This window comes from Lactiplantibacillus sp. B652 (genome assembly GCF_023806745.1).
GTDB lineage: Bacteria > Bacillota > Bacilli > Lactobacillales > Lactobacillaceae > Lactiplantibacillus > Lactiplantibacillus pentosus.
Genome location: NZ_JAMSKY010000002.1, coordinates 289,594 through 313,913, shown reverse-complemented (window position 1 = coordinate 313,913; position 24,320 = coordinate 289,594). Strand labels below are relative to the sequence as shown.

The window sequence follows — 24,320 nt, the reverse complement described above, 5'->3', positions numbered from 1 at the left end:
CTGTGGTAGTCAGGATTATACATCATATTAGTTTGTAACAGTTGCAGTCAGCGTCCAAGTAACAGTCGTGTTATAGCTCTGTCCCGCTTTAGCGGTGTTGCCGGGAACCGTCAGCTGCACTTGGGTAGGCTGCCACACGTTGGTTGAAATGTCTTTACCAATGTTGGCAGTTGCAGGTGCCGCGAAGACGGGTTGTTCAGCGGTTGTGAGGCTAACGGCGTAACTTTTAAGTTGGCCACTGGCACGTTCATTATAAGTTTGGCCAGCAGGAATTCGTAACGCCGCCCCCGTGAGCTGATGACCGCTGGTGCTAGTGAAGGGGACATCTTGACGGGCCGTGACGGTCCAACCGTGAGTGGCTAACCGGTTGTCTGAAACTTGGAGCCATTGTTTGGCAACTCCGTTAATTGGCTGAGCAGCGTAGGTTTTGGCTGTCATGCTCGTGGTGACGTTGCCAAAGTTAAACTGGCTCGGGGCATAATCCAGACGCAGTTCCCCCGTGTTGCCAGTGCCACTGTTTTCCTGACCACTGGTATTGGTCGTACCAGGTTGTTCAGGCTCAGTTGGGGCAGTCGGACCAATCGCCGGGGCAACGGTGTATTGCGTTGCAGCGGCAAACGTGGCGTCATGATACGTGGTACTAGTGACGGGATTTTCGTTACCGGCACCATCTTTGACAAAAATCTGAACGACATCGTTAGCTTTCAATTTTGTTGCTGGTGTTGCGAGCGACCAGCTTCCATCACTGGCAGCAGTCGCTGTAATGGCCTTGCCACTGCTATCAGTAGCGGCAGTTCCGTTGACCGTATAACGCAGTGTGTGACCCGCCGTCGTTGTAGAACCACTTTGAATCGTCTTTTGATCCGCAACAATTTTGCCGTCTTTAACCGTCACTGGATCTGGCGGTGTTTTATCTTGCACGGTAATCGTGACAGGGTCAGAAGTGTATGTGGTCGTGGCCTGAGCGGTCATGGTCGCACCAGCCGTTGGAAAGTGGGTTAAAGTAAAGTTGACGTAACCACTGCTGTCGGTCGTGCCAGTTTGCGTTGCACCCTGATCATCCGTCAATTTGACGGTGGCAGTCCCAGCACCTGCATAGACCGGTGTTTGTGCGCCGTTCGATTCAGTATAACCGGTAATGACGCGAACACGAACCTTTTTATCCGCATTGGTCACGAGCTGAGCGTTCAAATCACTCGTATACGGTGAACTGAATTGGACCGTGGGTAATGCGAGGGTGTTCGCAATTCGACGGGCAGCGGAGAAGGTGAGCAGTCCAGGTAAGACGCTTCCGCTGTTCGTAATCAGGGCCCCGTTTTGTTCAATTGCGGTAATCCCTTGATAGGTCACACTCGCACTCAGCAGGTTCAGTAGTGATAATGACCACATACTGAGGTTACTATTCGTGATTTTGAAACTCTTGATGGTGGTCTCCACAATGGAGCCGGTTTGAACGAGGAGCGCAAAGTCCGTATTTTTAATATCATAGGCCTTCGGTGAATCTAGCAGAACGCTCAAACCGGACATGTAGCCGCCGAAGATTGGGGCCGAGCCACTACTGGTAATGTACAATTCACCGCCAGTGACCGTAAACGTACTGTTATTACCAAGGGGAATCAGCGGTGTGACGTAGTAGAGGGCATTACTACTGGTGGTGGCTAGGTTTTTAAACGTAACCTTACTACCAGCGTTGGCGGTGAAGGTGTTGGCAGTCTCTGCGCGATAAACATTACCATACATCTTAGCCGTTAGTATCGCGTTTGTCTCCACGTTGACGGCATCATACTGATCATAGAAGATCCCACGCATCGCATCCGACGTACTTCCCAACAAGTTGACATTGGCTGCGCTCCCAATGTTGACTTTCCGGTTCCCAGTACCGACCGTGCTGGTTGCGGTAAAGTTGAAGAACGCCTTATTTGCAGCACTACTGCTGGCTTTGCGACCAACATAGGTGCTACTAGCGGCAAAAGTCATGCCACCGGTAATCATGTTTTCGGCGACGGTCGTAGCAGTGACAGAACCGCTGACGTTGACTTGATTACCTGGCGCGTTGACGAGCCGATAGACGTCACTAGTGGTAATCAGGTCGGCGACTGTAATTGTCCAACGGGCACCACCGGCATTGGTGCCAGCGTCAACCCCACTTTGGATAAGGCCAGCCGCACCGCCACTACTGGTTCCACTGGCGATTGCCCCGCGAATACTCGCAAAGTTTTTTAGTGTCATCGTCTGGGCGGTGGATGTGGTACCAAGCGTGAAGTTCCCGATACCCAGATCAAGGCTGTGGTTTTGACCATCAATCGTGAGGCTGGTCGTGCGTGTGCCCAGTTCTGTTGCGCTGGTTGAAGTGTGGGTAATCGATGCCCCTAATTTAATCGTCGTGACGGCAGTATTCGTATAGGCTGATTTTAAGTCATCGTAAGTTGAAACGGTGGTGCTCCCATCTGGGTTAACTACGATTGCTGTGGCTGCAATGTCACTCGTTTTTTTTGAATCAGCTGCCTTGGTTGTTGGTGACGACTCATCAGTGGCTACTGACGAATCCGATGCTTTAGCGCGATCAAGTTCAGTGTCACTGTTAGCAATTGTGCTGGATTCACTGGCAACTTGGGATGACGAGTCGGCCCCTTGGGTATCATCAGTTTCGTTATCCTGTGCTGATTCATCCTCGGTTGACACTTGCGCTGAATCAGCACTTGAACTGTTATCATCCGCCTGTGCATCGTTGGAAGTCTCAAGATTGACGTCGGCGGATGGCTGGCTCGATGTTTCGGTACTGGCAGGCGTCACCGTGAAAGTGAGTGGTTCGGCCGTGATGGTTTGCGTCATCGACTTATCCGCACTTGAGTCGGTGCTATCAGACACTGCAGCTAACGGTGGTCCGCTAATCAGCGCCTTGGCAGTCAATCGGTAGGATTTAGCCTCGCGAGCAGTCAGTACCAAATCAAAAGTACTAGTGGGTGATGAATCTGAGACGGTCAAGGTCAAGCGGCGTTGCTGTTCATCAAACTCCAGGTCGGCCAGGGCTTGTTTGTTGGCTTTGCGCGTTTGCTCTTGATTGACAGTGAGCGCCTCGGGAATCGTGACCACGATTTGCTGCCCCTGGGGATCCTGTAAAGTGAGTTGAATCGTGAATGCTTGGTCGACAACTAATTTTTCTGGGGCCGATTGAAATTTAAGTGGGGTGGCCGTTGTGGTCGCGGTTGCATAGATGGCACCCCCGTTCACAACGAACAGGCCCATCAAGAGAATCAGCAATCCGAGCCAAGCAGTCACTGATTGGCGTAATCGATGCAAATGAATCACTCCCTTCGGCGTTGTTTGAGCCATACCAGCCAGCCGGTCAAGCCCGCAATGACCAGCCCTAACCAGGCCAGAAATTGATGGGCTTCATCAGTTTGCGGTAGTATTGATAAGGCGCGCGGCCTTGTCTGGTGCGGTGCATGGGTTGAGGCTTGTTGATTAGCCGTTGCGATAACATTGGGTACCGCCAGATATTGATTGGGATGTGGGTGCTGAAAGTTAGTCAGATCAGTCCCCGTTTGCCAGTCAGATAGTCTCACGGTCGTCTGAGTAGTTGTCGCCGCGTGGGCGTCGGGACTCCGACAACCACCAGCGAGGGCTAGTCCGATGCCCAATGACACCAAAACCAGCTGCTTAAATTGCGCCATAATGGTAACCTCCTCGGGTCTCAAATTGAAAGTTGCTTGCAATCATTAAGCGTCATGATGGTGACGTTTCATGATGAAATAGACGATTCCGGCAGATAAGCCCGCAATGACCACGACGATTAAGACATACCACCAGATACTGATTGGCGCAGCTGGATCGTTTTTGGCTTTTTGATTATTTTGACGGGCTTGTTCGCTCGTAATCGTAAAGTCGCGAGTCCAGCGCCAAGTCTTCTTAGACCACTTTGAGTCAGTGGTGGTCGCGGTGACAGTCAACGTATAGTCGCCAGCGCGCATCTTTTGATCATCCAGGAAAGTTGGGTAAGTGAAGCTCGAGTTCGGTGCCATGATCAAGTGGTCGCTTTTATTCTGGTAGCGGACCTTGGTGCTTCCTTTTTTCGTGACTTTGGTGGTCAGTTTCAACTTAGAAACCACGGCAGGTTCTGGGTTGCGAATCGTTGCGAGGATGACTTTGCGGTAGTTGCGTAATCCGGGGGTGACTTTGCCTAAAGTCAGTTTGGGTTGTGCAATTTCTTTAGCCGTTAGTTTGACGGCTAAAGCGTAACTGTACTTTTGGTTAATGTTGACCCCTTTAGTGGCAGTGTTGGTGCCTTGTCCCGTCTTTTCGAAATACCATGAGCCTAAGATGACCCCGTTATCAAAATTCTTCGGGATATTGATAGTCGCCCTCACGACGCGATTACTTTTGGCAGGGACGGTGACCTTGTCAGAGCCACGAGCTAGACTGGCGATTTGATCAAAACGATATTTTAAACTTGGATCGTATCGTTTCGCCGTTTGGGTGTAGGCAATTTGACCTGAGTCGTTCGTGAAGGTGGTCAGCAAACGGGTCTTGACGGTAATTTCCTTGTCGGTTGGGTTGTAGATACGCGCTTGAATTTGACGTGTCGTTCCCGCCTTGGCCTTCAAGTCGAAAAAGGGACTGCTGGCATCAACTTCTTGACCAGGATTGATTTTATTCACACTGTATTGAACTTCGGCATTGGCATCGGCGGCCTGGATTTGTCCTGAGGTGAGACTCATGAAAACCAAGCCACCGATTACGCCGAATAAGCACATTAACTTTTTCATGATACCCTCCTAGTTGGTGGTCGCGGCGACTAGCGTCCAGACTAGACTGTTCGTATAGTTACCAACGCGAGCAGTTAGCTTGGGAATGGATAGGGTGACGGCGTTCGCGTTCCAAGTGGTGGTCGAAGTGGCTTTTCCGACACTGGCGAGATTTGCCGCGTTAAAAACAACTTGGTCGGAATTGGAAACGCTTACGGAGTTAGTGACAAGGTTGGCATCGGTGGCTGACGCGGGTTCATTTAAGGAATTACGTGGGGTCCCTTTTGGCAAATGAATCACCGCGCCAGTGAGCACGTGATTATTACTATCATTAGTTAACGTGCGATCCTGTTTAACATTGACTTGCCAACCGTTGGCAGTGGTGCGTTTATCTGAAACTTGCAAGTACTGATAATAGGTTCCAGTTGCATTGTAAGTTTTGGCAGCATTGGAAGTCGTGACCGTCCCAAAGTCAATACTTTTGGGCGCAACGTCCAGCGTCAACGTCCCCGTATTATTAGTTGCAGGGTTATTGGGGTCAGCCGGAGTTAATGGGATGTTGGGACTCGTTGGGTCGACAGGGGCAGTGGCACTCGTGTCATCTTGAAAAGTCACGGTACCAGTCGTAGTTGCTGCCGTGGCGGTCAATCCAATAGGAACTAGCCCCAGGACAACCAGTCCAACGCGGATGCTAACACGGGTGAACATGGGCCATCCCTCCTTGTGCTAACTTGAAACGTTGGCGGTCAACGTCCAAGTCAACGTATTCGTGTAGGTTCCTGGTTTGGCAGTATTCTTAGGAATGGTCAACGTGACATCAGTTGGATCCCAGGCTTTTACCGATGTGCCTTTTCCTGCATTCTCTGCCGCAGTCGTGCTGAAGACGGTCACTGCGCCACTGGTATTGGTAACGTTGGCGACCGTCGCATTCAGATTTGAGTCAGCGGCGGTCGGATCAGTTGCCAAACTGTTACGGGCAGTCCCGGCAGGCACGTGAATAGTCGTTCCAGTTAAGACGTGTGAGGCATCACCACTGGTTTCGGTTAAATCTTGGTCCTGTTCGACGGTCACTGTCCAGCCTTGCTCGTCAGTCCCACGATTATCAGTGACCTGCAAGTATTGATAGCCACTGCCCGTCGCAACGGCCTTGTAAGTGTGTTCGGCCGCATACGTTTGAACGGAACCAAAGTTAAAGGTTTTAGGTGCAACGTCTAACGTTAAGGCTCCGGTATTACCGGTGGCGGGGTTATCTGGATCGTCTGGATCTTGGGGATTCGTTGGATTGGTTGGGTCGACTGGAACGGTTGGACCCGTGTTTTCAGTCAATTCTAGAGTAGTGTTCGTGTTCGCACTGGATGCAGCATTCGCCGTAATGGCAGGGGTTCCCAGTAAGCCTAGCAGCATGGTTGCCGTAATCACTGTTTTTTTCATGATAGCTCGCTCCTTTTTTTGCTGTTCGTGCCTGCGCTCATCAATCAACATACAGTAACGATAATAAAATTCCGGCCAGAATATTACTTGTAGCGTATCGTTGACATTAGATTAGCATAAACCATCCGAATCCAGCTAGCGTTATGCATGTTGCTGATTGGCACGACTTAGCAAGGCGTTATCTTGCCAAGGCGACAGACTGAAGGCAGCGCACTGTTTACTTGCGAGGAGAGTGGGGGAACTTCATCTGCAAGTCTTGTTGGATTAACAGCGTGCGACGATACCGAAATCAAAAAAATAGCGTCCTTAGAATGAACTAATCATTAGCACTACAGATGATTAAATCATGCCAATTGTTAAGTTCAAAAGCAGCCAGCTTAGGACCGCTGGAAACAATGCGAGTTAGTATAAAACTAATGGATAGACGCGTCCTACAACAGCTTCCAGGCATTCTGGGCAATGACCGGAACGTGGTGGACACAGATTTAAGCCGACAACCCACGTCTTAAATACTGGTCTTTCACGCTGGCTGCGATATGGACGAAACGTGTTCGGGTCAGACAGGGACTTCCGGTTAGCTACGCCAGAACGCCAAGCGGAAGTTTGCCGCTTAACGCTCTAGCTAGGCTAATCCTCAGTCCCAACCCGTCCGAACCTCACACTCTGAAAATACTTGGCCTTGCCCAGAATACCTTCCAGCCTGGATTGTATTCGAAAGGCAGACATGTGTGGACCCAACTTTTTAGTGGACTGGATATTGATTCATAGTAAACAGTCGTTTTAGCAATCACTTTGAGACTGATTTTCAATAATTTTTAAGTTACTTTATTCGTATTTTAGTTCTAGAAACCGTCAACAGTATTGAACATTTGCAAAACCTGCATAGTCGACTAAGGAGCAGAAGCCCTGGAAGTCGGAGTAGGGAGCTCACTGGCTGACGAACAGTACGCCAAGCGGTGGCATGATCTTATCATCTCTTGTGCTAAAGAATAACTAGCACGACGCATAATCATTGCCAATCAGCTTTTCAATTGAAGTCAGCACACAAAAAAACCACCCGAACCTAAACAGGTCCGGGTGGTTTAATAAGCTAAAAATTAGTTAGAGCTTGATGAAGATGAGGTTGAGAGGTATGACGATAAGATATCCTTCAAATCGCTATCCTTGATTGAAACATTCCCACCCTTAAGCACTTTAGAAACAACGTTTTGTAAGACAGTTGAGTCGCTCATGTCGTTGTCCCAAATTTGCTTCTTCAATTCGGCAGTGTGATCAGACATCTTGCCCTTACCAGGGTTCTTGATCATCCGAATGATTTCGTAACCGTTGCTAGTCTTAACAGCAGAAGTGGTGTATTCACCGTTCTTCAGCTTGAATGCGGCGGTCAAGAATTTAGATGAGTAGCTGGTGTTCGTGTTATCGAAGGCAGCTAACTTCCCACCCTTGTTCTTAGTGGTCGTATCAGTTGAATACTTCTTAGCTAACTTCGTGAAGTTGGCTTGGCTAGAATCCTTCTTCAAGGCGTCTAAGACTTTGTCAGCAGTGGCGCTCTTAGCAACTAAGATGTGTTGAACAGTCACTTCAGGTTCGTAAGACTTCCATTGTTTCTTCAAAGCCTTGTCAGTGATTTTAACCTTGTCTTTAACGGCTTCCTTCAATAGTAAGTTAGAACGTAATTGTTCCTTGAAGGTCTTGGTCGTCAAACCATTTTGGGTTAAGACTGTTGAGAATGAACTACCGTATTGTGACTTGTAAGTATTGTATTGCTTCGTAACTTGTTTCGTTGAAACCTTGTCGCCGTAGTCCTTTTCAAGCACCTTGTTCAAAATCATTTGTTGTAAGACTTGCTTACCAGAGGAGGTACCCTTCATACTACTATAATATTGGCTTTCGGTAATTTTACCACCGGAAGTTGTTGCAACGGTCTTGCTACCGCAACCAGCCAAGGTGAAGGTTAGTAAGACACCAGCAAGGGCAATGAGCCATTTCTTCATGCTTAAAACACATCCTATTCTTGAAATCGTTCTGCATCAGCAGACTTCACAGACTACTATACCATAACTATGAAAGCTTCTGCAGGCATATGGAAATCTTTACAAAATATTCAGAGATTTCACAGCGTCTTCATAAAGTTTACCTAATGTGTCAGTGAATTTAAACGAAACCAGCTTGTTCGGATACCAAACAAAAGAATCGTGAAACCAGCAATTAGGGTTTCACGATTCAGGTTTAGGACTGCTGATGAGGGTCAGTATCATCGCCAGTCAGTCGGTCTAAAGTCGACTGCAGATGTTCCGCGCGTTTCTTCATAATCGCCACGTGGGGTTCGATTTGAAACTGAAACTTGTCGAGTTCCGTTTGAATATCATCGAACACTTCAGCAGCATGGGCCATTTGAACACTGAGGTCCGATTGGGCATCACTGAATTCTTCACGGGCATCTTGTAAGTTGTCGGCAGCATCTAAGACGTCTTGGACGTAACTTTTGATGTCATGATACACCGCTTTGGGCGTCTTCTGATTGACCAGCATGTAAGCGGCAGCGCTGAGGCCTAAGCCAATCAGACTGTTGCGAATAAATTTTGCCATGGGCGTCCTCCTCGGTTAGTGTGCTAATTCAGATTTGATGGCATTCTGAAGGCGCGTGTAGTCCGTTTCATCATATTTCTTAGCGTTATCCTTGAAAATCATCCGGAAATCATCCTTATCGCTGTACCGTGGAATCAGATGGAAGTGCGAATGGAAGACGGATTGATAAGCGACCGCACCGTTGTTGTTAACGATGTTCATGCCAATGATGTTTTCGTCAGAAGCCTTGATTGCCCGCGCAATTTCAGGAATCCGTGCAAAAACGATGCTAGCCAGGTCACGATCATAGCCGAAGATGTCAGCGACGTGGGTCTTAGGAACGACTAACGTATGGCCGGGCGTCCCTTGAGAGATATCAAGAAAAGCTTTGACCATGTCGTCTTCGTATACCGTGTAGCTTGGAATATCACCTTTGATAATTTTACAAAAGATACAATCGTCATCGAGTTTTGGTTCAAAAGCTGTCATATGATAACCTTCTTTATTTATTAGTTGGGTTCATTATACACTATCGGCGCGACTGCAATCAAAACACGATGGCGTGGTGGGCGAAAATGCTGAATTTTCTTTAAAGACGATTCGTCTGAATGACTCCAGCACGGATTCCAGCCGGAGCTATGCTATAATAGGAACACTTATACCAACACAGAAAGAGGTTAACGTAATGGCATTAGCGGTACAGCACTTAGTTGGTGGGTATTCGCAAATTCCCGTCCTAAAAGATATCAGTTTTGAAGTCAAACCAGGCGAGCTGGTCGGTTTGATTGGATTAAACGGGGCTGGTAAGTCAACAACTATTAACCATATTATTGGTTTGTTAACGCCGATGAAGGGGACCATCAGTCTCAACGGTGTCACGCTTGCCCAAGACCCACAAGCGTATAAGCGGCAGATCGCTTATATCCCTGAAACACCCATCTTATATGAAGAATTAACACTCAAAGAACATTTAGAAATGACGATGTTGGCCTATGGTTTGGACCAGACCAAGGCATGGCAACGCGCAAACGACCTGCTCAAAACTTTCCGGTTAGCGAATAAGTTAGACTGGTTTCCAGCTAACTTTTCTAAGGGGATGAAGCAAAAGGTCATGATTGTCTGCGCCTTCATTACGGACGCCAAGCTGTTCATCATTGACGAACCATTTCTAGGGCTGGACCCCTTAGCCGTTCATGATTTATTAGCGCTGATTGCGGACGTGAAGCAACAGGGTGCGGCAGTTTTGATGTCGACCCACGTCCTGGATACGGCCGAAAAAGCGTGTGATAAGTTTGTCCTGCTACATGCGGGTGAGGTTCAAACGCAGGGGACGTTCGCGGAAATCAAAGCTAATTATCCGGATGCGGGTGAATCATTGAATGACATCTACCTTTCATTGACCGGGGTGACCCGCGATGAGTGAGTTATTTCAAACCCGGTTACAGCAACACTTGCGACGGATGCTGCGCTACTTACGGCTGGTCTTTAATGACCACTTCGTTATTGCCCTGATGTTTTTTGTCGGTGGTCTTGGGTTGGCCTATTCCAACTGGTTGAAGACGCTCGGACCACAAAGTACTTGGCTCGTGTACGTCTTAGGCTTCATATTATGGGCTGGCTTGGGGCTGAATCACGTGGCGACGCTGCTAGAACCGGCCGACACGGTGTTCCTGTTACCGCGCGAACACGATGTGCATGACTATCTCGTTCGCGCCTGGCGCTACAGTTGGTGGCTGGCCCAACTCGTGCAAGTTGTTTTGGTTGGACTGACCGTGCCGCTGTTGATGATTGTCGATCAGATTACCGGTTGGTCGTTATTGGCACTGCTCGTGACACAGCTTGCGCTCAAGGATGCGCAACTAACGTTAAGTGTGACGCGTCTGTACCAAATCCCGCTGAAGTTGCGGCGTTGGCTGCAGCTGGGCAATTGGGCATTGGCGTTAGTCGTGCTTGCACTCGGTCTGCTGATCACGCCATGGCTCAGCCTGGTGCTTGCACTAGTGGTAGCGGCCGGACAACGTTTGCTACATCAACGACTTTGGCCGACAACCGTGATTGCTTGGCGGGATGATATCAAGGCCGAGGCCAACCGTATGCTGGGTATTTACCGCTTCTTTAATTTATTCACGGATGTGCCAATGGTCCAGGGCAGTGTCAAACGGCGTCGGTATTTAGATTGGTTACTCAAATGGTTACCGCGCGACCAACAACACGCCTTTGGCTATTTGTATACCCGCGGCATGTTACGTGGTACCGAATTTAGTGGATTGGTGGTTCGCCTGACCGTCATTGGCGCGATACTGTTGTATTTCAGCGGCCATGGCTGGCTAGCAATGGCATTAGACGTGCTCTTTATTTATTTGATTGGGTTCCAATTGTTGCCGTTTTACAAGCAATACGATAATATAGTTTTTACGCACATTTATCCGTTAACGACGAAACAACGTCTGCAAAACTTCCAGCGGCTCTTGCGAAACGTCTTGGGACTGACCGGAATTATCTTTTTAGTGGCGTTTTGGATAAGCAACGCACCGTTAGCTCAGGTAGGCATTTTAGCGGTAATCAACGTCATTGAAATCTATCTCTTAGTTACTTGGTATCTGAAAGTTAGATTAGCTTAAAACCTTGGTGTATCAAGGGTTAAAAAGGACTTGACGGATGCGGTTTTCGTCTATAGAATGTGATTGTTAAGTGAAATAATCATGTTAAGTGAAATGATAATGTGACATTAAATAAATTTTGAGAGGAGTGGGGCTGATGGATTTCGAACTTGATGATGGCTGGGACGTTTATCCGATATATGGGAATACGAATAAGGCTTTCATGGGCAAAAAAAATCACCAACGATTGTTCTTAAAACGAAACGCCTCGCCGTTCCTAGCGGCGCTGTCGATGGAAGAAATTACCCCGCGATTGATCTGGACGAAACGAATCTCAAGTGGGGATACGTTGACGGCCCAAGAGTGGCTAAACGGTCAAACTTTAACGAAGCAACAAATGCGGCTGCCTGATGTGGCGCATTTATTGGCACGTGTGCACAATTCCGAGTTGCTTCACCGGATGTTAAGAAAAGTCGGTGGTCAGAGCGTTCGACCACAAGATTTTATTCAACAATACTTACAAGATTTACCTGATGATTTGAGACATCACCCGCTGATGGCACGGGTCCTAGAAGAATTAAAAGGAACTTTGCCAAGCCTCCCCGTTGCAAAATATCGGGTCTGTCATGGGGACCTCAACCATAAGAATTGGTTGTTATCTGATCGCCAGCAGCTCTATTTAGTTGACTGGGATTCCGCACGTTTTGCCGATCCAGCATCAGATATTAGTCTCTTGTTGTGCGAATATATTCCACTCAAGGACTGGCAACAATGGTTTAGTGCTTACGGCGAGACGATGACCACCGCACTACGAACACGGGTCGTGTGGTATGCCAAGATTAATTTGTTGTTGAATATCAAGGACAATTATTATCGGAACCAGTATCATCAGATGAACCATGAAATCATCTTTTTAGAAGAACTATCGCAGTACGAAGTATAATGACAAGTTACCGATAGCCGCGAGTCCCAGTCGGAATTCGCGGCTATTTTACTGAATTAAGCTTAAGAAGGAGTCAACGTTATGCGTGTCAGAAACAAACCATGGGCGCCCAAATTGATTGCGGCCCATCCCGAACTAATTACTGAGGACCCGACGCAATTGAAAGGTCAGTGGCAGAGTCGCTTTGCCAAGCAGCAACCGTTACAGATTGAAGTGGGGAGCGGCAAAGGTCAATTTATTATTGAAATGGCCAAACGCCACCCAGAAATTAATTACGTGGCCATTGAAATTCAAACTTCGGTGATCGCCATTATTTTGAAGAAGTTGGTTGAAGAACCCTTACCAAATCTGCAGTTGGCGCACGCTGATGGCCAGGCAGTGACGGCATTTTTTGAACCCCATGAAGTCGACCGCCTGTACTTGAACTTTTCTGATCCATGGCCGAAGTCGCGTCATGAAAAACGGCGTTTGACCTACAAGTCGTTTCTGGCTGGCTATCGAGAAGTGCTGAAGCCCAATGGCCAGATCGAGTTTAAGACCGACAACCGGGGCCTGTTTGAGTTCTCATTAACGAGTATGAACAACTTCGGCATGCAGTTTGAACAAGTCTGGCTGGACTTGCACGCGGTCGCAACGCCTGAGGACAACGTCGAAACAGAATACGAACAAAAATTCAGCCAATTTGGCCCAATTTATAAGATTATTGCCACATTCCCGGCCAAGTAAGGGGACAATTGCAGCGATGCTCAGTAGAGATCGCTGTTTTTTTGTCGATTCGCGGACTGGCCGAAACTAGGCTAGTGCCATTATGTTGATGAGCTGATGGTGCGCTTGCAACTAAACTTGGCCATGATTGTTCCTGTTCTTCAAAAATGAGTCGATAATGATTAAAAACGATGGTTTTACGATAAAAATAGTGATTGCCGGCTGGAATTGATAAGATAGGTGTAAGCAAGTGCAAGAGATGACGACAGAATGGAGGCGTACAGATGATACAGTTGGAAATTATTATTGAGGGGCTCTTGTTAGGCGCTTTTGCCAAAATCGTGACGCAGCGGTATCGATTCGATTGGTGGGACGGTGGATTCATTGTATGGGCGGTCATCACCGCATTCGTGTGGCCGAATACTGCAATTATGTTATTGGTACCGGGTGTGATGATTTTAATCGGCGGGCCAGACCAAGAGGTGATTGACATCAAGGCGACGGTAGTCCTGAGTTTTGAGTGTACCCTCATCCTGTTGATTGTGAGTCACTTTGCGGCACTGTTCGCTAAGATGATTGGTCAGACCAGTTGGCAGCTCGGGTTGACGATAATACTTGGAATTGCGGTCGGTGGGTTGTTAGCACTGATTTATCGGCCGCAAAAGACCGGTCCGGGGCTACAACAGTTTAAGCTTACTGAGGCCGTGTTAGCCGTCGTCACCTTACTGATCGTCTATGAATATCTTAATTTTACCGGTCGTAATTATCCGAAAAGTCCGGGTGTGTTGTTCGACTTAGTCTTCTTTACGACCGTGAGCCTGATTGTGATCTGGTTACAATGGGAACATCACCAAATGCAGCTTAAAACGGCGACTTTGACGCACCAGCAGGAATTATTGGTCAGCAATGGCCGTTATACGGATGAAGTGGAAGCCCATTATGATCAGCTACGACGCTTCCGGCACGATTATCAGAATATGTTGTTGTCGCTTGATGAATACCTGGCTACTGATGATATTGATGGTTTGAAAAAATATTATTACCAAGCTTTGCGTCCCGTCAATTCGCGACTCACTTCGGAAAAATACGCGTTAGAAGATCTGGGCCGGTTACAAGTAAAAGAAATTAAGAGTCTGGTGTTTAATAAACTCAGCGCTGCCCAAGAAACGGGGACCAAGACGCGTTTCGAATGTCGAGAAACCGTCCCGACTGTTGGCGCAGATCCGGTCAGCCTCGTCATCGCGCTGGGAATTGTGCTGGATAATGCCGTCACGGCAACCGCCCACCAGCCTGATTCGGTTATTGAAATGGCCATCATGACTGATGATTACGGCTTAGTATTTGCGGTGCGGAATACCATTCACACGGAATTACCGCCGTTATGGCAATTAAAACGCAAGAATTTCTCAACGAACGGTCCCGGTCGCGGACTCGGGCTAACCAATTTGCAGGCTATCATCGACCAACACGCCGCTTACATGTTGGACACCGCGGTAACGGCACACCACTTTACCCAGAGAATCACAGTCAAACTGGGTGATCATGATGATTGATGTTTATATTTGTGAGGATGACGTCAAACAACTTGAACAGATTCAAACGATCGTGCGCCGCTACCTGATGATTGAAAAACTTGATATGCGGATTGCCATGGCAACGGCCGACCCCCAAGCGATATTAGCAGAGGCCGACAACCAGCATCAACGGTTGTATTTATTGGATATTGAACTCGGCACCCCGATGAATGGGATTGAGTTGGCGCAAAAATTACGCCAGGTCGATGTGAATTGTAAAATCGTCTTTATTACGACGCATGCTGAAATGCTGACCTTGACGTTTAAGCATCAGTTAGAAGTGTTGGATTTCATTATTAAAGACGAGCCAGAAGCGCTACAAGCCCGTCTGATTCAAATTTTAAATTTAGCGCAAACCAGACTAACGTCGTCTCAGCACCACCAAGCGGCGTACGTCCAGTTTAAAGTTGGGGAACAAGTGCGGTCCGTGCGTGCTGATGAGGTCTTGTTCATCGAAAGTGCTCAGGTTCCGCATAAGTTGATCGTTCATATGGCGAATGCACAATTTGAGTACTATGGCACGATTAAGCAGGCAGCGACACTCAATAAAAATTTTTATCGTTGTCATAAATCAATCGTCGTCAATCAGACCTGTATCACTGTGATCAATAAACGGCTGCATCAGCTGACGGTCAGTAATGGTGAAACCATTGATTGTTCGGTTGCTGCTAGCCGCGCACTAGCAAAATTAGTGCGTGTCTCGAAGATGTAAGGAGGAGATTCATTTGTTTAACATAATAACAGGCACGCGTCGTCGTGATTATCGGATGATTGCCATGGTCGCACTGATTTGGTTGTTGCCACAAATCGACCTCGCAATCTCAGCTTATGAAGAATTCAGCAATTATATGGGTGCCAAGTGGTTACTGACGCCGGCACTCGCAACGATGCTCGGAATGGGTGGTCATGGTGCCATCAGTTTACCGGTCCTTTATTTGGGCTTACCAATCATTATTTTGATGTTAGTGGCTGACCGACCAATTAGGACCAAAGCGGCCCGGAAAGTCTCAGCGGGAGGCACCAAGTTGGGCGACCAAGCATTGCGAGTCCGCGATGCAGTGATGGTGTCAGTGGTCAACTTTGGCGGCTCTTTGGGATTGAATTTAATCCTGGCAATGATCGTTTTTCACAACGGCCGGTCATTTCAGGGCCTGACCGTTAATGATGCAAACGGAATTTTTGCTAAGTGGGAGTTGACGCATTCGATTGCCGCTATTCTCATTCGAATTATCTTATTTTTAGCAGTGATTGCCTTCATCACCAGTGTGGCAGTTATTTTAAGCCGAACGATTCAGAATTATGCCATTGTTTACGCACTGACCTTTATCTTATGGATGTTCATGATTCAGATTGGCATTGACCGGGTGCTTCAGCCCTTCACTGAGTACAGTTTGATTACCGGACTGCCAGTGGTTGGGGGGATGTTACTGGCCGGTGGCGTGTTGATTGGCCTTGGGCTAGGCTATCAGCAGTTACAACAGCGGCGGAGAACCAATTATTGACAGGTTATGCTGGTTAGCATTTTGCATTAAGGATGAGTTGAAAACATGTCATTTTTCGAGCCAATAGCACTCATTGCTGAAGGCTGAATGAGGAGGCGCACTGGCTGACGAGTAGTGAGTCAACCAATTGGCACGTTTTTAATCATGATTCAGATCAAATCAACCGCTCCTCGACGGTCGTGCTCAGGTATGCGATACTTGATTTAAGACTAACTTGGAGGAAATCGCATGACAGAACAGTTGCCAAAAGAAATTAAACACGTCTGGGTCGCGAGTATCGTGCTGAGTGGGGGTATCGGGTTGCTGCTGGCAATCGGTGTTTGGTTCGGCCATCTTTGGTGGCATTGGTGGTGGTGGCTAGCAGTAGTCGTTGGCGGTTTAACGATTCTAGATATTATGGTTGAACTTGCAATGGTGCCATATCGGTATGCTTTTTGGCGCTATCAGATTACAACGGATGCTGTGTATTTGCATCATGGTGTGATAATGAAAAGAGTTATTGCGATTCCAATCAGGCGTATTCAAAACGTGACGCTTGAAGCCGGTCCGCTACTGCAGTGGCAACACCTTCAGAAGGTAGTCGTGGCGACTTCCGCTGACAGTTATGAAATTGATGGTGTGGTACCGGAAGTGGCTAATCGATTGCGTGACCGAATCATGCAGCTTGCACGGGAGGCCCGCGATGAAGCCTAATCACTTGTCACCGCTCGCGTTACTACAGTTTAGCTGGCAAGCCATTCAAGTCGCATTTTATCTGGATGTGGGTATCGCCTTTTTAACAATGAAATGGCTAAAATTGTGGGAGCGCTATTCAACGCTAATCGTTAGCCTAATGGGGGTGATGGCTGGTGGCGCCTTACTGCTGGCGGTGATTCGTTACTGGCGTTTTACTTATCGATTGACGGATGGCGGTCTTACAATCAATAAAGGCCTTGTTAATCGTCAAGTTCAGCATATCCCTTATCGTCAGATTCAAACGATTCAGCGGCAACAGTCGTGGTTTTTACAACCTTGGCATCTAGAGCAACTGATTATTGAGACCGCTGAAAAGGTGAGTGAAGATGACCTCATTCAGTTGCCCCTAGTCCGGCAAACGGTCGGGGATGAGTTAATTGCGCATCAGCGTCAAAGTCAAAACGCAACTGCATCCAAGCATGGTGACCAATCGGTGCAATCAGAGCCGGCCACACAACGTTTACGGGTCAGCTGGCATGATTTAAACGTGTACGCCCTCAGCTCGGTGAACATCGTTCTAATCATGGGTGTGGTGGCCTGGTTCGGTCAGCAGGTCTTTGATGTTGGTCGTGGTGGTGTTTGGCGACGGATGACCAGTCTAGTGGGTCAGTGGTCGGTTTGGCAAATCAGCATGGCAGTGGGCGTTGTCATGCTTGTCAGTTACGCGTGTGCCTATGCTCAAATCATGGCACAATATTATCATTTTACGATTGAAAGACGTGCCACGGTGGTGACCGTGACGCGGGGTTGGTTGCAACGACGACAAGCGAGCGTTGCACTATCACGTATCCAAGCTGTCAAATTGCAACAGAATTGGTTGCGACAGTGGCTGCATCTGACCACCGTCCAAGTGGTGACGGCTAGTCAGGTCGGGGATACTGAAGACAATGATGAATTGAAGTTGTTGCCAGTCGTGCCCCAATCACAAGCATTAACAACAGTCAGTCGCTTTATTGACTGGGTACCAACCATGATTACTAATTTAACGTCGCTCGATCGACGAGCACGTTGGGCCGTGATTCGCAATTGCCTGCTGTTATGGAGTAGTTTATTGTTGGTCGTTGGCCTGATTGTTCTAAAAATTGGCCGGCAATCCCTCAGTTGGTTGCTCATCAGTCTACCGATATGGGTCGCCGTTGCGGTGTTGCAGGGCAGCTATGCCAGTCACTGGCGGGGTGCAGCAATCAATTCAGACACGATTTTGATTTTACAAACCAGTCACTTTTTCACTCGGCAACAGTGGGTACTGCCGCGTAATCAAGTTCAGGCACTAATAATTAAGCAAAGCTGGTGGATGCGTGCCAGTCATAGTGCACATCTGCGGGTTTCAATTCGCGATGGCCGCCATGAGCGAACAATTACGGTGCGTTATTTGCCGACGACGATGGTGCGTCAGATTCAAGGATGGTATGTGCCCAATGATAAAGCATTAAATGTAAACTAAAAAACTTTCGCACTTTTCATTGTGAAGTGCGAAAGTTTTTTGATTTAAAGTCGGTAAATATCTAAAATACTGCCCGTATTGGCGTCCGCTAAAAATTCGTATTGCACCAGCTGGCCGTCTTCGTAGCGGGTAATACCGCCATAGTAGACATCCGTGCGCAAGGCAAATTTTTGTAGTGGCGATTTTTTCATTTCAATCCATGAGCCTTCAATCGGTGCTTCTTTAAGAAAAGCACGTTTCACTTGTCCGAGGATTTGGTTAGGGGTGGGACGGCGCAACCGCTTGAACAGGCCGCCAACGGAAAAGCCCCCGGCGATACCAGCCATCCCAACCGCTAACAGGCCGCCATACTGTAATTGTTTATTCATGATGCTGCGTCTCCTTTCAGCTAACTTGACTAGGAAATGTTTGTTTAAATTTAGTATACCAATGATTGACGAGAATACAAAGAAAAGTCATAATTAATCAGTATGATTTAAGTAAAATACGCTATAATAATATCTGAACGCTAAAAATGAGAGTAAAGGGGTTTCACATGTTAATTACAAGTTATAATCCATCCGAATTAGGTGACACGTTAATCACCATCTTACGACCAGATACGGCCACCCAGACGATTGAAACACATGCTAACGTCACGCGTATTAGTGACGCTGACAGTGGCGAAACCTTGGGCTATAATTTTTTTGACGTTTCCAAGACGCTTGGGTCTTTGGATGTCAATGGTCAAGTTGACTTAACTGCCGAACAAGTTGATCAATTAAATAATTTATTACAAACGAACGATTTTGAGCCTGAATTAGTCTTAGATACAGATCCTAAATTTGTGGTCGGCTACGTCCAATCTGCCGAAGCCCATCCCAAATCTGATCATTTAAAAATTACGAAGACCGACGTTGGTGCTGATGAACCACTCCAAATTGTCAGTGGGTCACCTAACATGCAGGCGGATATTTTAGTCGTGGTTGCCAAAGTCGGGGCCATGATGCCAAACGGTTTGATTATTTGGCCTGGTGAACTGCGGGGCGTTAAGAGTAACGGCATGATCGTCTCTGGACGTGAATTACAACTGCCAAACGCGCCACAACGTCCCGGCGCTTTAATTTTGCCAGCAGACTATCAACCAGTCGGCGCAGCCTTTGATTTCGACCGCGCTCAAACATTATTTACTGCTTAGACTTGCAGACATTAAAAATTAGGATGATTGAAAATGAACCATTATGATGGCCCGGCATTTTTCCGGAAATATCGATATAATCAACGACAAATGAATAATTCAGCGGCCAGTCAATCAACTCCAACAGCAGTGTCGGCTAGTTCTCAAGCAGCCTCTAGCGCTGCCAGTGCCGTTGAAACGCCTGCCCGCGCGGCGAGTCCTGTCCGTTCAAGCAGTGCTGGTGCGGATACCACAACGCTGTTCAATGGCGGCACACATGGCGATTTCCATCCATCACGGGTTCCCGCACAGTTGACCAGTGCGTTAACTAATGGGGGCATTATTCAGGATAACGATGATCGTAATTACTTAGAAATTCAAGCCAGCTTGCACAAACGGCCTGAATCGTTTCTATTGTTTGCAGACGAGACGACGGCCGATTTGCCACTAGTCGACTTACAAGCGCCACAGACGAGTGCGTCATCGTTCAGCCAAACGCCATTAAGTCAAGCACCGTCAAATAAGGCGGACAGCGCTATGTCTAATGAGCCAACTCGTCAGTCGATGGCTGCTACTTCGGCAAACGCGTCTGAGGCCACCGCAACCGCTGAACAGTCTGCAGCTACATCGCAGGCAACGGTTGCAACTGCGAGCGCAGCGCCAACTGAGGTGTTTGAACCGAGTGATCCTGAGTTAGCGGCCTCAGCAGCGGCGATTAATCAGTCACGTGCAGCTGAATCTCAAGTCGCACGGCCAACGGAAATTTTCGAACCGAGTGATCCTGAATTAGCAGCGTCAGCAGCGGTGGTTAATCAGTCACGTGCAGCTGAATCTCAAGTCGCACGGCCAACGGAAATCTTCGAGCCGAGTGACCCTGAGTTAGCAGCGTCAGCAGCGGCGATTAATCAGGCGCATGTCGCTGAGCCTCAAGTCGCACGGCCAACAGAAGTGTTTGAACCGAGTGGTCCTGAACTAGCAGCGTCAGCAGCCCAAGTTAATGCCCAATCAGCTGATTCGACAACGGATGCGGGAAGCGAAAGTGCGGCGGCTAAACCCGCCCATGGCTTAGGACTGTCCCTCGGAGATATTATGACTGCGGAGCACGATGCACAGGCTGATTTGGCACTGTTTAAGGACCAGCCGGCAACGACTTCAGAAGCAGCGGCACCGGTATCTTCAGCTGCCAAAACTTCAGACGCAGACCGCCTCCTGTCAGCTGCCGCAGATTCTGCAACACAGGAGTCTGAAGTGACTGACCAACATTCGTCAGAAGTAACAGAATATTCAGATGTACCAGTTGGTTCCGAAGCGTCCGATGAATCCGATGATTTTAATGGACAAGCGCAATCGACATCAGATGTGGCAGTCGGGTCACACGCTACAGATTCTACCCCGCACAATAACGGGAGTGGGGGAGCGTCAACAGCTCCTCGTTCGCAGGCGCCACAACCAGATGAGCTGTATCAGCCAGTCGGTATGCGGCCCGCATCGAGTACGGCCGTGACGCCAGTTTTAACAACCGCATCCGCGACGACTTCCGCAACGTCTGTTCATCAAAGTCACGCTGACACCACGACGGGGAACCGGCCAGCGCCGTCAACCGCGGCAACTTCTGCGGTAACGGCGCCGACGCCACATGCCACTGTTGAACAGACTTCTGATGAAGACCAGCCGGAATTAGTGCATAGTGGTGAATCGGCAGCGCCAGTGCTGGAAGATAAAGAGCTGGCGGCGTACCATTTGCCACCATTGAACCTGTTGAAGGCGCCAATCGTGCCGAATGAATCTGAAATGGATGATTGGATCGAACAAAAAGCCAGTGCTTTAGATGAGTCGCTGGATGCGTTTGGCGTCAATGCCAACGTGGTCGACTGGACGATTGGTCCGACCGTGACGCAGTTCCAGGTCAAGCTCGCGCGCGGTGTCAAAGTCAGCAAGATTACCAACTTAAATGATGATTTGAAGTTGGCCTTAGCGGCGAAGGACATCCGAATCGAAGCGCCAATTCCTGGCCGTAACACGGTCGGCATTGAAATTCCAAACATGAAGTCGCGGCCAGTCATGCTGTCAGAGGTACTGGATACGGATAAGTTCCGGCAGTCCAAATCCCCATTGACGGTCGCACTCGGTGTTGATTTATTCGGCAAACCACAAGTGACCGATTTACGTAAGATGCCGCATGGGTTGATTGCGGGGGCTACGGGTTCCGGTAAATCAGTCTTCATCAACAGTATTTTAGTTTCGATTTTGTACAAGGCCAACCCGCAACAGGTCAAGCTATTGTTAATTGACCCGAAAGCCGTGGAATTGGCACCGTACAATGAAATTCCACACTTACTAGCACCAGTTATCTCAGAACCGAAAGCCGCTTCGGCCGCCCTTAAATGGGTCGTCGATGAAATGGATAATCGGTATGATAAGCTGGCAGCGGGTGGAGCGCGCAATATTGAGCAGTTTAATCAGCTGGCCGAAGAACATCATGAACCTGGCTTGAAAATGCCGTACATCGTGATCGTCATCGACGAATTAGCAGACTTGATGATGGTCGCGTCGAGTGAAGTGCAAGATTACATTGCGCGAATCACGCAGAAGGCCCGGGCAGCCGGGATTCATTTGCTGGTTGCTACCCAACGGCCGAGTGTCGACGTGGTGACTGGGTTGATCAAGAACAACATTCCGACCCGGGTCGCCTTCATGGTTGCGAGTCAAATTGACTCGCGGACGATTCTGGATAGTAGTGGCGCTGAACGCTTGCTTGGCCGTGGTGACATGCTGTACCTCGGTAATGGTCAAAGTAACGCCGTTCGCTTGCAAGGAACCTTCGTGGATAGCGAAATTGATTCGATTACTCAGTTTGTTCGCGACCAAGCCGCGCCACACTACGAGTTTCAGCCGGATAGTTTGTTGAAACACGAGGAGGCGGCTCGTAATGAGGACGACTTGATGCCAGAAGCCTTGGCCTATATTGCCAATGAGGACACGATGTCGACGTCCAAGTTGCAACGGAACTTCTCAATCGGCTACAACCGCGCGGCAAACATTATCGATGATTTGGAGAACCGCGGCTACGTTTCAGCGGCCAAAGGATCCAAACCACGTGATGTCTACTTTACTGCGGATGATTTAACTAAATTACAAGCCAATTCATAATTAAAAATAAACGATTCACCGGATGATTGATGAATTGTGAATATGGGAGATTATTTCATAATGGATAAAACGACGGTTTACTATTTTGTTGGGATCAAGGGTTCTGGGATGAGCTCGTTAGCGTTAATTTTGCACGATAAGGGTTATCAAGTGGAAGGCTCTGATATCGAGCAATATACGTTTACCCAAAAGGGCTTAGCCGCAGCCGGTATCAAAATGTTGCCATTCTCAGAGGAAAATATTCATGAAGGTTTGACGGTGATTGCTGGGAATTCCTTTACGGATGACCATCCTGAAATCAAGAAGGCCCGGGAGATGGGCTTACCAGTCTACCGTTACCATGAATTCTTGGGTAAATTGATGGAAGGCTTCACGAGTATTGGGGTTGCCGGCACACACGGTAAGACCTCAACGACTGGCTTGCTTTCACACGTTTTGAGTCACATTGCACCAACGAGTTACTTGATTGGTGATGGGACGGGTAAAGGCACGCCGGATGCCCGCTTCTTCGTCTTTGAAGCGGATGAATATCGCCGGCACTTTGTGGCTTACCATCCCGATTATGCAATCATGACCAACGTCGATTTTGACCATCCAGACTATTACAAGGATTTGGCCGACGTTCAATCTGCCTTCCAACAATTTGGTAATCAAGTTAAGAAGGGCATTTTTGCCTGGGGTGACGATGAAAGCCTGCGTAATTTGAACGTTGACACACCAATTTACTATTACGGGACTAGTGATCGCGATGATTTCCAGGCCGTCAATATTCAACGGACGACGAAGGGGTCTTCATTTGAAGTCAAGTACCATGACGAATCATTGGGTGAGTTCGAAATTCCATTGTTCGGTGAACATAATGTTCTGAATAGTACAGCTGTTATTGCGGTGGCTTACTCTGAAAAGGTCAACTTAGACGAAATTCGGCGCGAATTATTGGACTTCAGTGGGGTTAAACGGCGCTTCTCCGAACATCAAGTCGGCGATATGGTCATGATTGACGACTATGCGCATCATCCATCTGAAATCAAAGCGACGCTGGATGCCGCACGCCAAAAGTACCCGGATAAGGAAATTTTGGCCGTGTTCCAACCACATACGTTCTCACGGACTAAGGCTTTGATGGACGGGTTCGCCAAGAGCTTAAGTATGGCTGATCACGTCTTCTTAACGAACATTTTCAGTTCAGCCCGTGAAAAATCTGGCGATGTGTCATCGAAGGATTTAGCTGCCAAGTTGCCAAATGGCGGTGAGATCATTACGACTGATGATATGTCTGCATTGACGGCTTACCATAATGCTGTTGCAGTCTTTATGGGTGCCGGTGACATTCAGAAGTATGAAAAGATTTATGAAGATCAAATGAAATAGAGATAATTTAAAGCGCTCCGCTCTTTTGCGGGGCGCTTTTCTTCATGCGACTTTTTTGGTGCTATTTAAATCTAGCGGCTGGCTAATGCAACAACATTAACCATGCTGTTTCTGCGCCTTATTGAGCATCTTCTTGGCCTCACAGTCATAATCACAAGCTGCGCACTTGCCTTTCTTAGCCCGCTTGACGATCCGGACGATTTGATAGCCGGCTGCGCCAATAATCAGTGCAATAATCAAAATATTAATCAATAATGCCATTTGAATCAGACTCCTTTGAGATTTGGTTGGTAAGTGTGGTCATCATAAATACTAAGTTAAGTGGGTTGTGTTGGCTAATTTGTCATCAGTTACAAGTGGAGCAGGTCGTTTCTAAAGTTCGATGGTAGCCGGCAC

Annotated in this window: 22 protein-coding genes; 12 read left to right on the top strand and 10 right to left on the bottom strand. The window is 48.0% G+C overall.

What is annotated here, in order from left to right; genetic code table 11:
- Window positions 1–27: 27 nt before the first annotated feature.
- The 8 genes from MZO40_RS04205 to MZO40_RS04170 form a co-directional block, all read right to left on the bottom strand.
- Window positions 28–3,300, bottom strand: coding sequence for a WxL domain-containing protein (locus MZO40_RS04205; protein ID WP_286208136.1), 3,273 nt, complete (start codon window positions 3,298–3,300; stop codon window positions 28–30).
- 5 nt (window positions 3,301–3,305) lie between these two features.
- Entirely contained in the window at window positions 3,306–3,674 is a 369-nt protein-coding gene (locus MZO40_RS04200) for an LPXTG cell wall anchor domain-containing protein (RefSeq protein WP_105961886.1), read from the bottom strand.
- 45 nt (window positions 3,675–3,719) lie between these two features.
- The gene (locus MZO40_RS04195) at window positions 3,720–4,766 is read right to left on the bottom strand and encodes a DUF916 and DUF3324 domain-containing protein (RefSeq protein ID WP_252133118.1); all 1,047 of its coding nucleotides are present in this window, start codon (window positions 4,764–4,766) and stop codon (window positions 3,720–3,722) included.
- Window positions 4,767–4,775: 9 nt separating this feature from the next.
- Complete coding sequence (locus MZO40_RS04190; protein ID WP_105961884.1) at window positions 4,776–5,453, bottom strand: WxL domain-containing protein; 678 nt, start codon at window positions 5,451–5,453, stop codon at window positions 4,776–4,778.
- Between the two features lie 18 nt (window positions 5,454–5,471).
- Entirely contained in the window at window positions 5,472–6,176 is a 705-nt protein-coding gene (locus tag MZO40_RS04185; protein ID WP_105961883.1) for a WxL domain-containing protein, read from the bottom strand.
- A gap of 1,097 nt (window positions 6,177–7,273) precedes the next feature.
- Window positions 7,274–8,170 (bottom strand): peptidylprolyl isomerase PrsA, encoded by an 897-nt coding sequence (locus tag MZO40_RS04180; protein ID WP_050340036.1) that lies wholly within the window; start codon window positions 8,168–8,170, stop codon window positions 7,274–7,276.
- Between the two features lie 235 nt (window positions 8,171–8,405).
- Window positions 8,406–8,765, bottom strand: coding sequence for a YtxH domain-containing protein (locus MZO40_RS04175; RefSeq protein WP_050340037.1), 360 nt, complete (start codon window positions 8,763–8,765; stop codon window positions 8,406–8,408).
- Between the two features lie 15 nt (window positions 8,766–8,780).
- A complete protein-coding gene (locus MZO40_RS04170; protein ID WP_003638468.1) occupies window positions 8,781–9,233 on the bottom strand; it encodes an HIT family protein in 453 nt (150 codons plus the stop codon).
- A 196-nt stretch (window positions 9,234–9,429) separates the two neighbouring features.
- On the opposite strand from MZO40_RS04170, the gene MZO40_RS04165 reads away from it, so the two are divergent.
- From MZO40_RS04165 to MZO40_RS04125, 9 genes are all read left to right on the top strand, one after another.
- Window positions 9,430–10,167, top strand: coding sequence for an ABC transporter ATP-binding protein (locus tag MZO40_RS04165; RefSeq protein WP_105921951.1), 738 nt, complete (start codon window positions 9,430–9,432; stop codon window positions 10,165–10,167).
- Window positions 10,160–11,365 (top strand): ABC transporter permease, encoded by a 1,206-nt coding sequence (locus tag MZO40_RS04160; protein WP_105921950.1) that lies wholly within the window; start codon window positions 10,160–10,162, stop codon window positions 11,363–11,365. Before MZO40_RS04165 ends, MZO40_RS04160 begins: the two co-directional genes overlap by 8 nt.
- 136 nt (window positions 11,366–11,501) lie before the next feature.
- Window positions 11,502–12,287 (top strand): phosphotransferase family protein, encoded by a 786-nt coding sequence (locus MZO40_RS04155; protein ID WP_050340040.1) that lies wholly within the window; start codon window positions 11,502–11,504, stop codon window positions 12,285–12,287.
- Between the two features lie 81 nt (window positions 12,288–12,368).
- Window positions 12,369–13,013, top strand: a complete 645-nt coding sequence (trmB, locus tag MZO40_RS04150; protein WP_003638472.1) for a tRNA (guanosine(46)-N7)-methyltransferase TrmB — start codon at window positions 12,369–12,371, stop codon at window positions 13,011–13,013.
- Between the two features lie 263 nt (window positions 13,014–13,276).
- Window positions 13,277–14,545: a GHKL domain-containing protein gene (locus tag MZO40_RS04145; RefSeq protein ID WP_105921949.1), complete on the top strand. Its 1,269-nt coding sequence runs from the start codon at window positions 13,277–13,279 to the stop codon at window positions 14,543–14,545.
- Window positions 14,535–15,278, top strand: a complete 744-nt coding sequence (locus MZO40_RS04140) for a LytTR family DNA-binding domain-containing protein (protein ID WP_252133117.1) — start codon at window positions 14,535–14,537, stop codon at window positions 15,276–15,278. The genes MZO40_RS04145 and MZO40_RS04140 overlap by 11 nt, the downstream gene beginning before the upstream one ends.
- A 13-nt stretch (window positions 15,279–15,291) precedes the next feature.
- On the top strand, window positions 15,292–16,068 hold the full coding sequence (locus MZO40_RS04135) for a hypothetical protein (protein WP_105921948.1): 777 nt from the start codon (window positions 15,292–15,294) through the stop codon (window positions 16,066–16,068).
- A gap of 228 nt (window positions 16,069–16,296) precedes the next feature.
- Window positions 16,297–16,761, top strand: a complete 465-nt coding sequence (locus tag MZO40_RS04130) for a PH domain-containing protein (RefSeq protein ID WP_050340044.1) — start codon at window positions 16,297–16,299, stop codon at window positions 16,759–16,761.
- On the top strand, window positions 16,751–18,247 hold the full coding sequence (locus tag MZO40_RS04125) for a PH domain-containing protein (RefSeq protein WP_165860996.1): 1,497 nt from the start codon (window positions 16,751–16,753) through the stop codon (window positions 18,245–18,247). The genes MZO40_RS04130 and MZO40_RS04125 overlap by 11 nt, the downstream gene beginning before the upstream one ends.
- 44 nt (window positions 18,248–18,291) lie before the next feature.
- Here the strand turns inward: MZO40_RS04125 and MZO40_RS04120 are convergent, their stop codons facing one another.
- Window positions 18,292–18,615, bottom strand: a complete 324-nt coding sequence (locus MZO40_RS04120) for a PepSY domain-containing protein (RefSeq protein ID WP_003638476.1) — start codon at window positions 18,613–18,615, stop codon at window positions 18,292–18,294.
- 167 nt (window positions 18,616–18,782) lie between these two features.
- Between MZO40_RS04120 and ytpR the strand changes: the two genes are divergently transcribed.
- Genes ytpR through murC form a run of 3 tightly spaced genes read left to right on the top strand, consistent with a single transcriptional unit; the run spans window position 18,783 to window position 23,924 of the window.
- Window positions 18,783–19,424 (top strand): YtpR family tRNA-binding protein, encoded by a 642-nt coding sequence (gene ytpR / locus MZO40_RS04115; protein ID WP_105961879.1) that lies wholly within the window; start codon window positions 18,783–18,785, stop codon window positions 19,422–19,424.
- Window positions 19,425–19,457: 33 nt separating this feature from the next.
- A complete protein-coding gene (locus MZO40_RS04110; protein ID WP_105921946.1) occupies window positions 19,458–22,553 on the top strand; it encodes a DNA translocase FtsK in 3,096 nt (1,031 codons plus the stop codon).
- Window positions 22,554–22,613: 60 nt separating this feature from the next.
- Window positions 22,614–23,924 carry a UDP-N-acetylmuramate--L-alanine ligase gene (gene murC / locus MZO40_RS04105; protein ID WP_105961878.1) on the top strand — a complete coding sequence of 437 codons (1,311 nt, stop codon included), beginning with the start codon at window positions 22,614–22,616 and terminating at the stop codon, window positions 23,922–23,924.
- Window positions 23,925–24,020: 96 nt separating this feature from the next.
- On the opposite strand, the gene MZO40_RS04100 is transcribed toward murC, so the two are convergent.
- Complete coding sequence (locus MZO40_RS04100) at window positions 24,021–24,185, bottom strand: FeoB-associated Cys-rich membrane protein (RefSeq protein ID WP_105921944.1); 165 nt, start codon at window positions 24,183–24,185, stop codon at window positions 24,021–24,023.
- Window positions 24,186–24,320 lie beyond the last annotated feature (135 nt).

Bases quoted from the DNA above. Each gene is read 5' to 3' on its own strand.
- trmB (WP_003638472.1), top strand. From the start codon at position 12,369: ATGCGTGTCAGAAACAAACCATGGGCGCCCAAATTGATTGCGGCCCAT.
- MZO40_RS04125 (WP_165860996.1), top strand. From the start codon at position 16,751: ATGAAGCCTAATCACTTGTCACCGCTCGCGTTACTACAGTTTAGCTGG.
- MZO40_RS04180 (WP_050340036.1), bottom strand. From the start codon at position 8,170: ATGAAGAAATGGCTCATTGCCCTTGCTGGTGTCTTACTAACCTTCACC.
- ytpR (WP_105961879.1), top strand. From the start codon at position 18,783: ATGTTAATTACAAGTTATAATCCATCCGAATTAGGTGACACGTTAATC.
- MZO40_RS04200 (WP_105961886.1), bottom strand. From the start codon at position 3,674: ATGGCGCAATTTAAGCAGCTGGTTTTGGTGTCATTGGGCATCGGACTA.
- MZO40_RS04185 (WP_105961883.1), bottom strand. From the start codon at position 6,176: ATGAAAAAAACAGTGATTACGGCAACCATGCTGCTAGGCTTACTGGGA.
- MZO40_RS04100 (WP_105921944.1), bottom strand. From the start codon at position 24,185: ATGGCATTATTGATTAATATTTTGATTATTGCACTGATTATTGGCGCA.
- MZO40_RS04140 (WP_252133117.1), top strand. From the start codon at position 14,535: ATGATGATTGATGTTTATATTTGTGAGGATGACGTCAAACAACTTGAA.
- MZO40_RS04145 (WP_105921949.1), top strand. From the start codon at position 13,277: ATGATACAGTTGGAAATTATTATTGAGGGGCTCTTGTTAGGCGCTTTT.
- MZO40_RS04195 (WP_252133118.1), bottom strand. From the start codon at position 4,766: ATGAAAAAGTTAATGTGCTTATTCGGCGTAATCGGTGGCTTGGTTTTC.
- MZO40_RS04120 (WP_003638476.1), bottom strand. From the start codon at position 18,615: ATGAATAAACAATTACAGTATGGCGGCCTGTTAGCGGTTGGGATGGCT.
- MZO40_RS04170 (WP_003638468.1), bottom strand. From the start codon at position 9,233: ATGACAGCTTTTGAACCAAAACTCGATGACGATTGTATCTTTTGTAAA.
- MZO40_RS04165 (WP_105921951.1), top strand. From the start codon at position 9,430: ATGGCATTAGCGGTACAGCACTTAGTTGGTGGGTATTCGCAAATTCCC.
- MZO40_RS04155 (WP_050340040.1), top strand. From the start codon at position 11,502: ATGGATTTCGAACTTGATGATGGCTGGGACGTTTATCCGATATATGGG.
- MZO40_RS04110 (WP_105921946.1), top strand. From the start codon at position 19,458: ATGAACCATTATGATGGCCCGGCATTTTTCCGGAAATATCGATATAAT.
- MZO40_RS04190 (WP_105961884.1), bottom strand. From the start codon at position 5,453: ATGTTCACCCGTGTTAGCATCCGCGTTGGACTGGTTGTCCTGGGGCTA.
- MZO40_RS04175 (WP_050340037.1), bottom strand. From the start codon at position 8,765: ATGGCAAAATTTATTCGCAACAGTCTGATTGGCTTAGGCCTCAGCGCT.
- murC (WP_105961878.1), top strand. From the start codon at position 22,614: ATGGATAAAACGACGGTTTACTATTTTGTTGGGATCAAGGGTTCTGGG.
- MZO40_RS04130 (WP_050340044.1), top strand. From the start codon at position 16,297: ATGACAGAACAGTTGCCAAAAGAAATTAAACACGTCTGGGTCGCGAGT.
- MZO40_RS04160 (WP_105921950.1), top strand. From the start codon at position 10,160: ATGAGTGAGTTATTTCAAACCCGGTTACAGCAACACTTGCGACGGATG.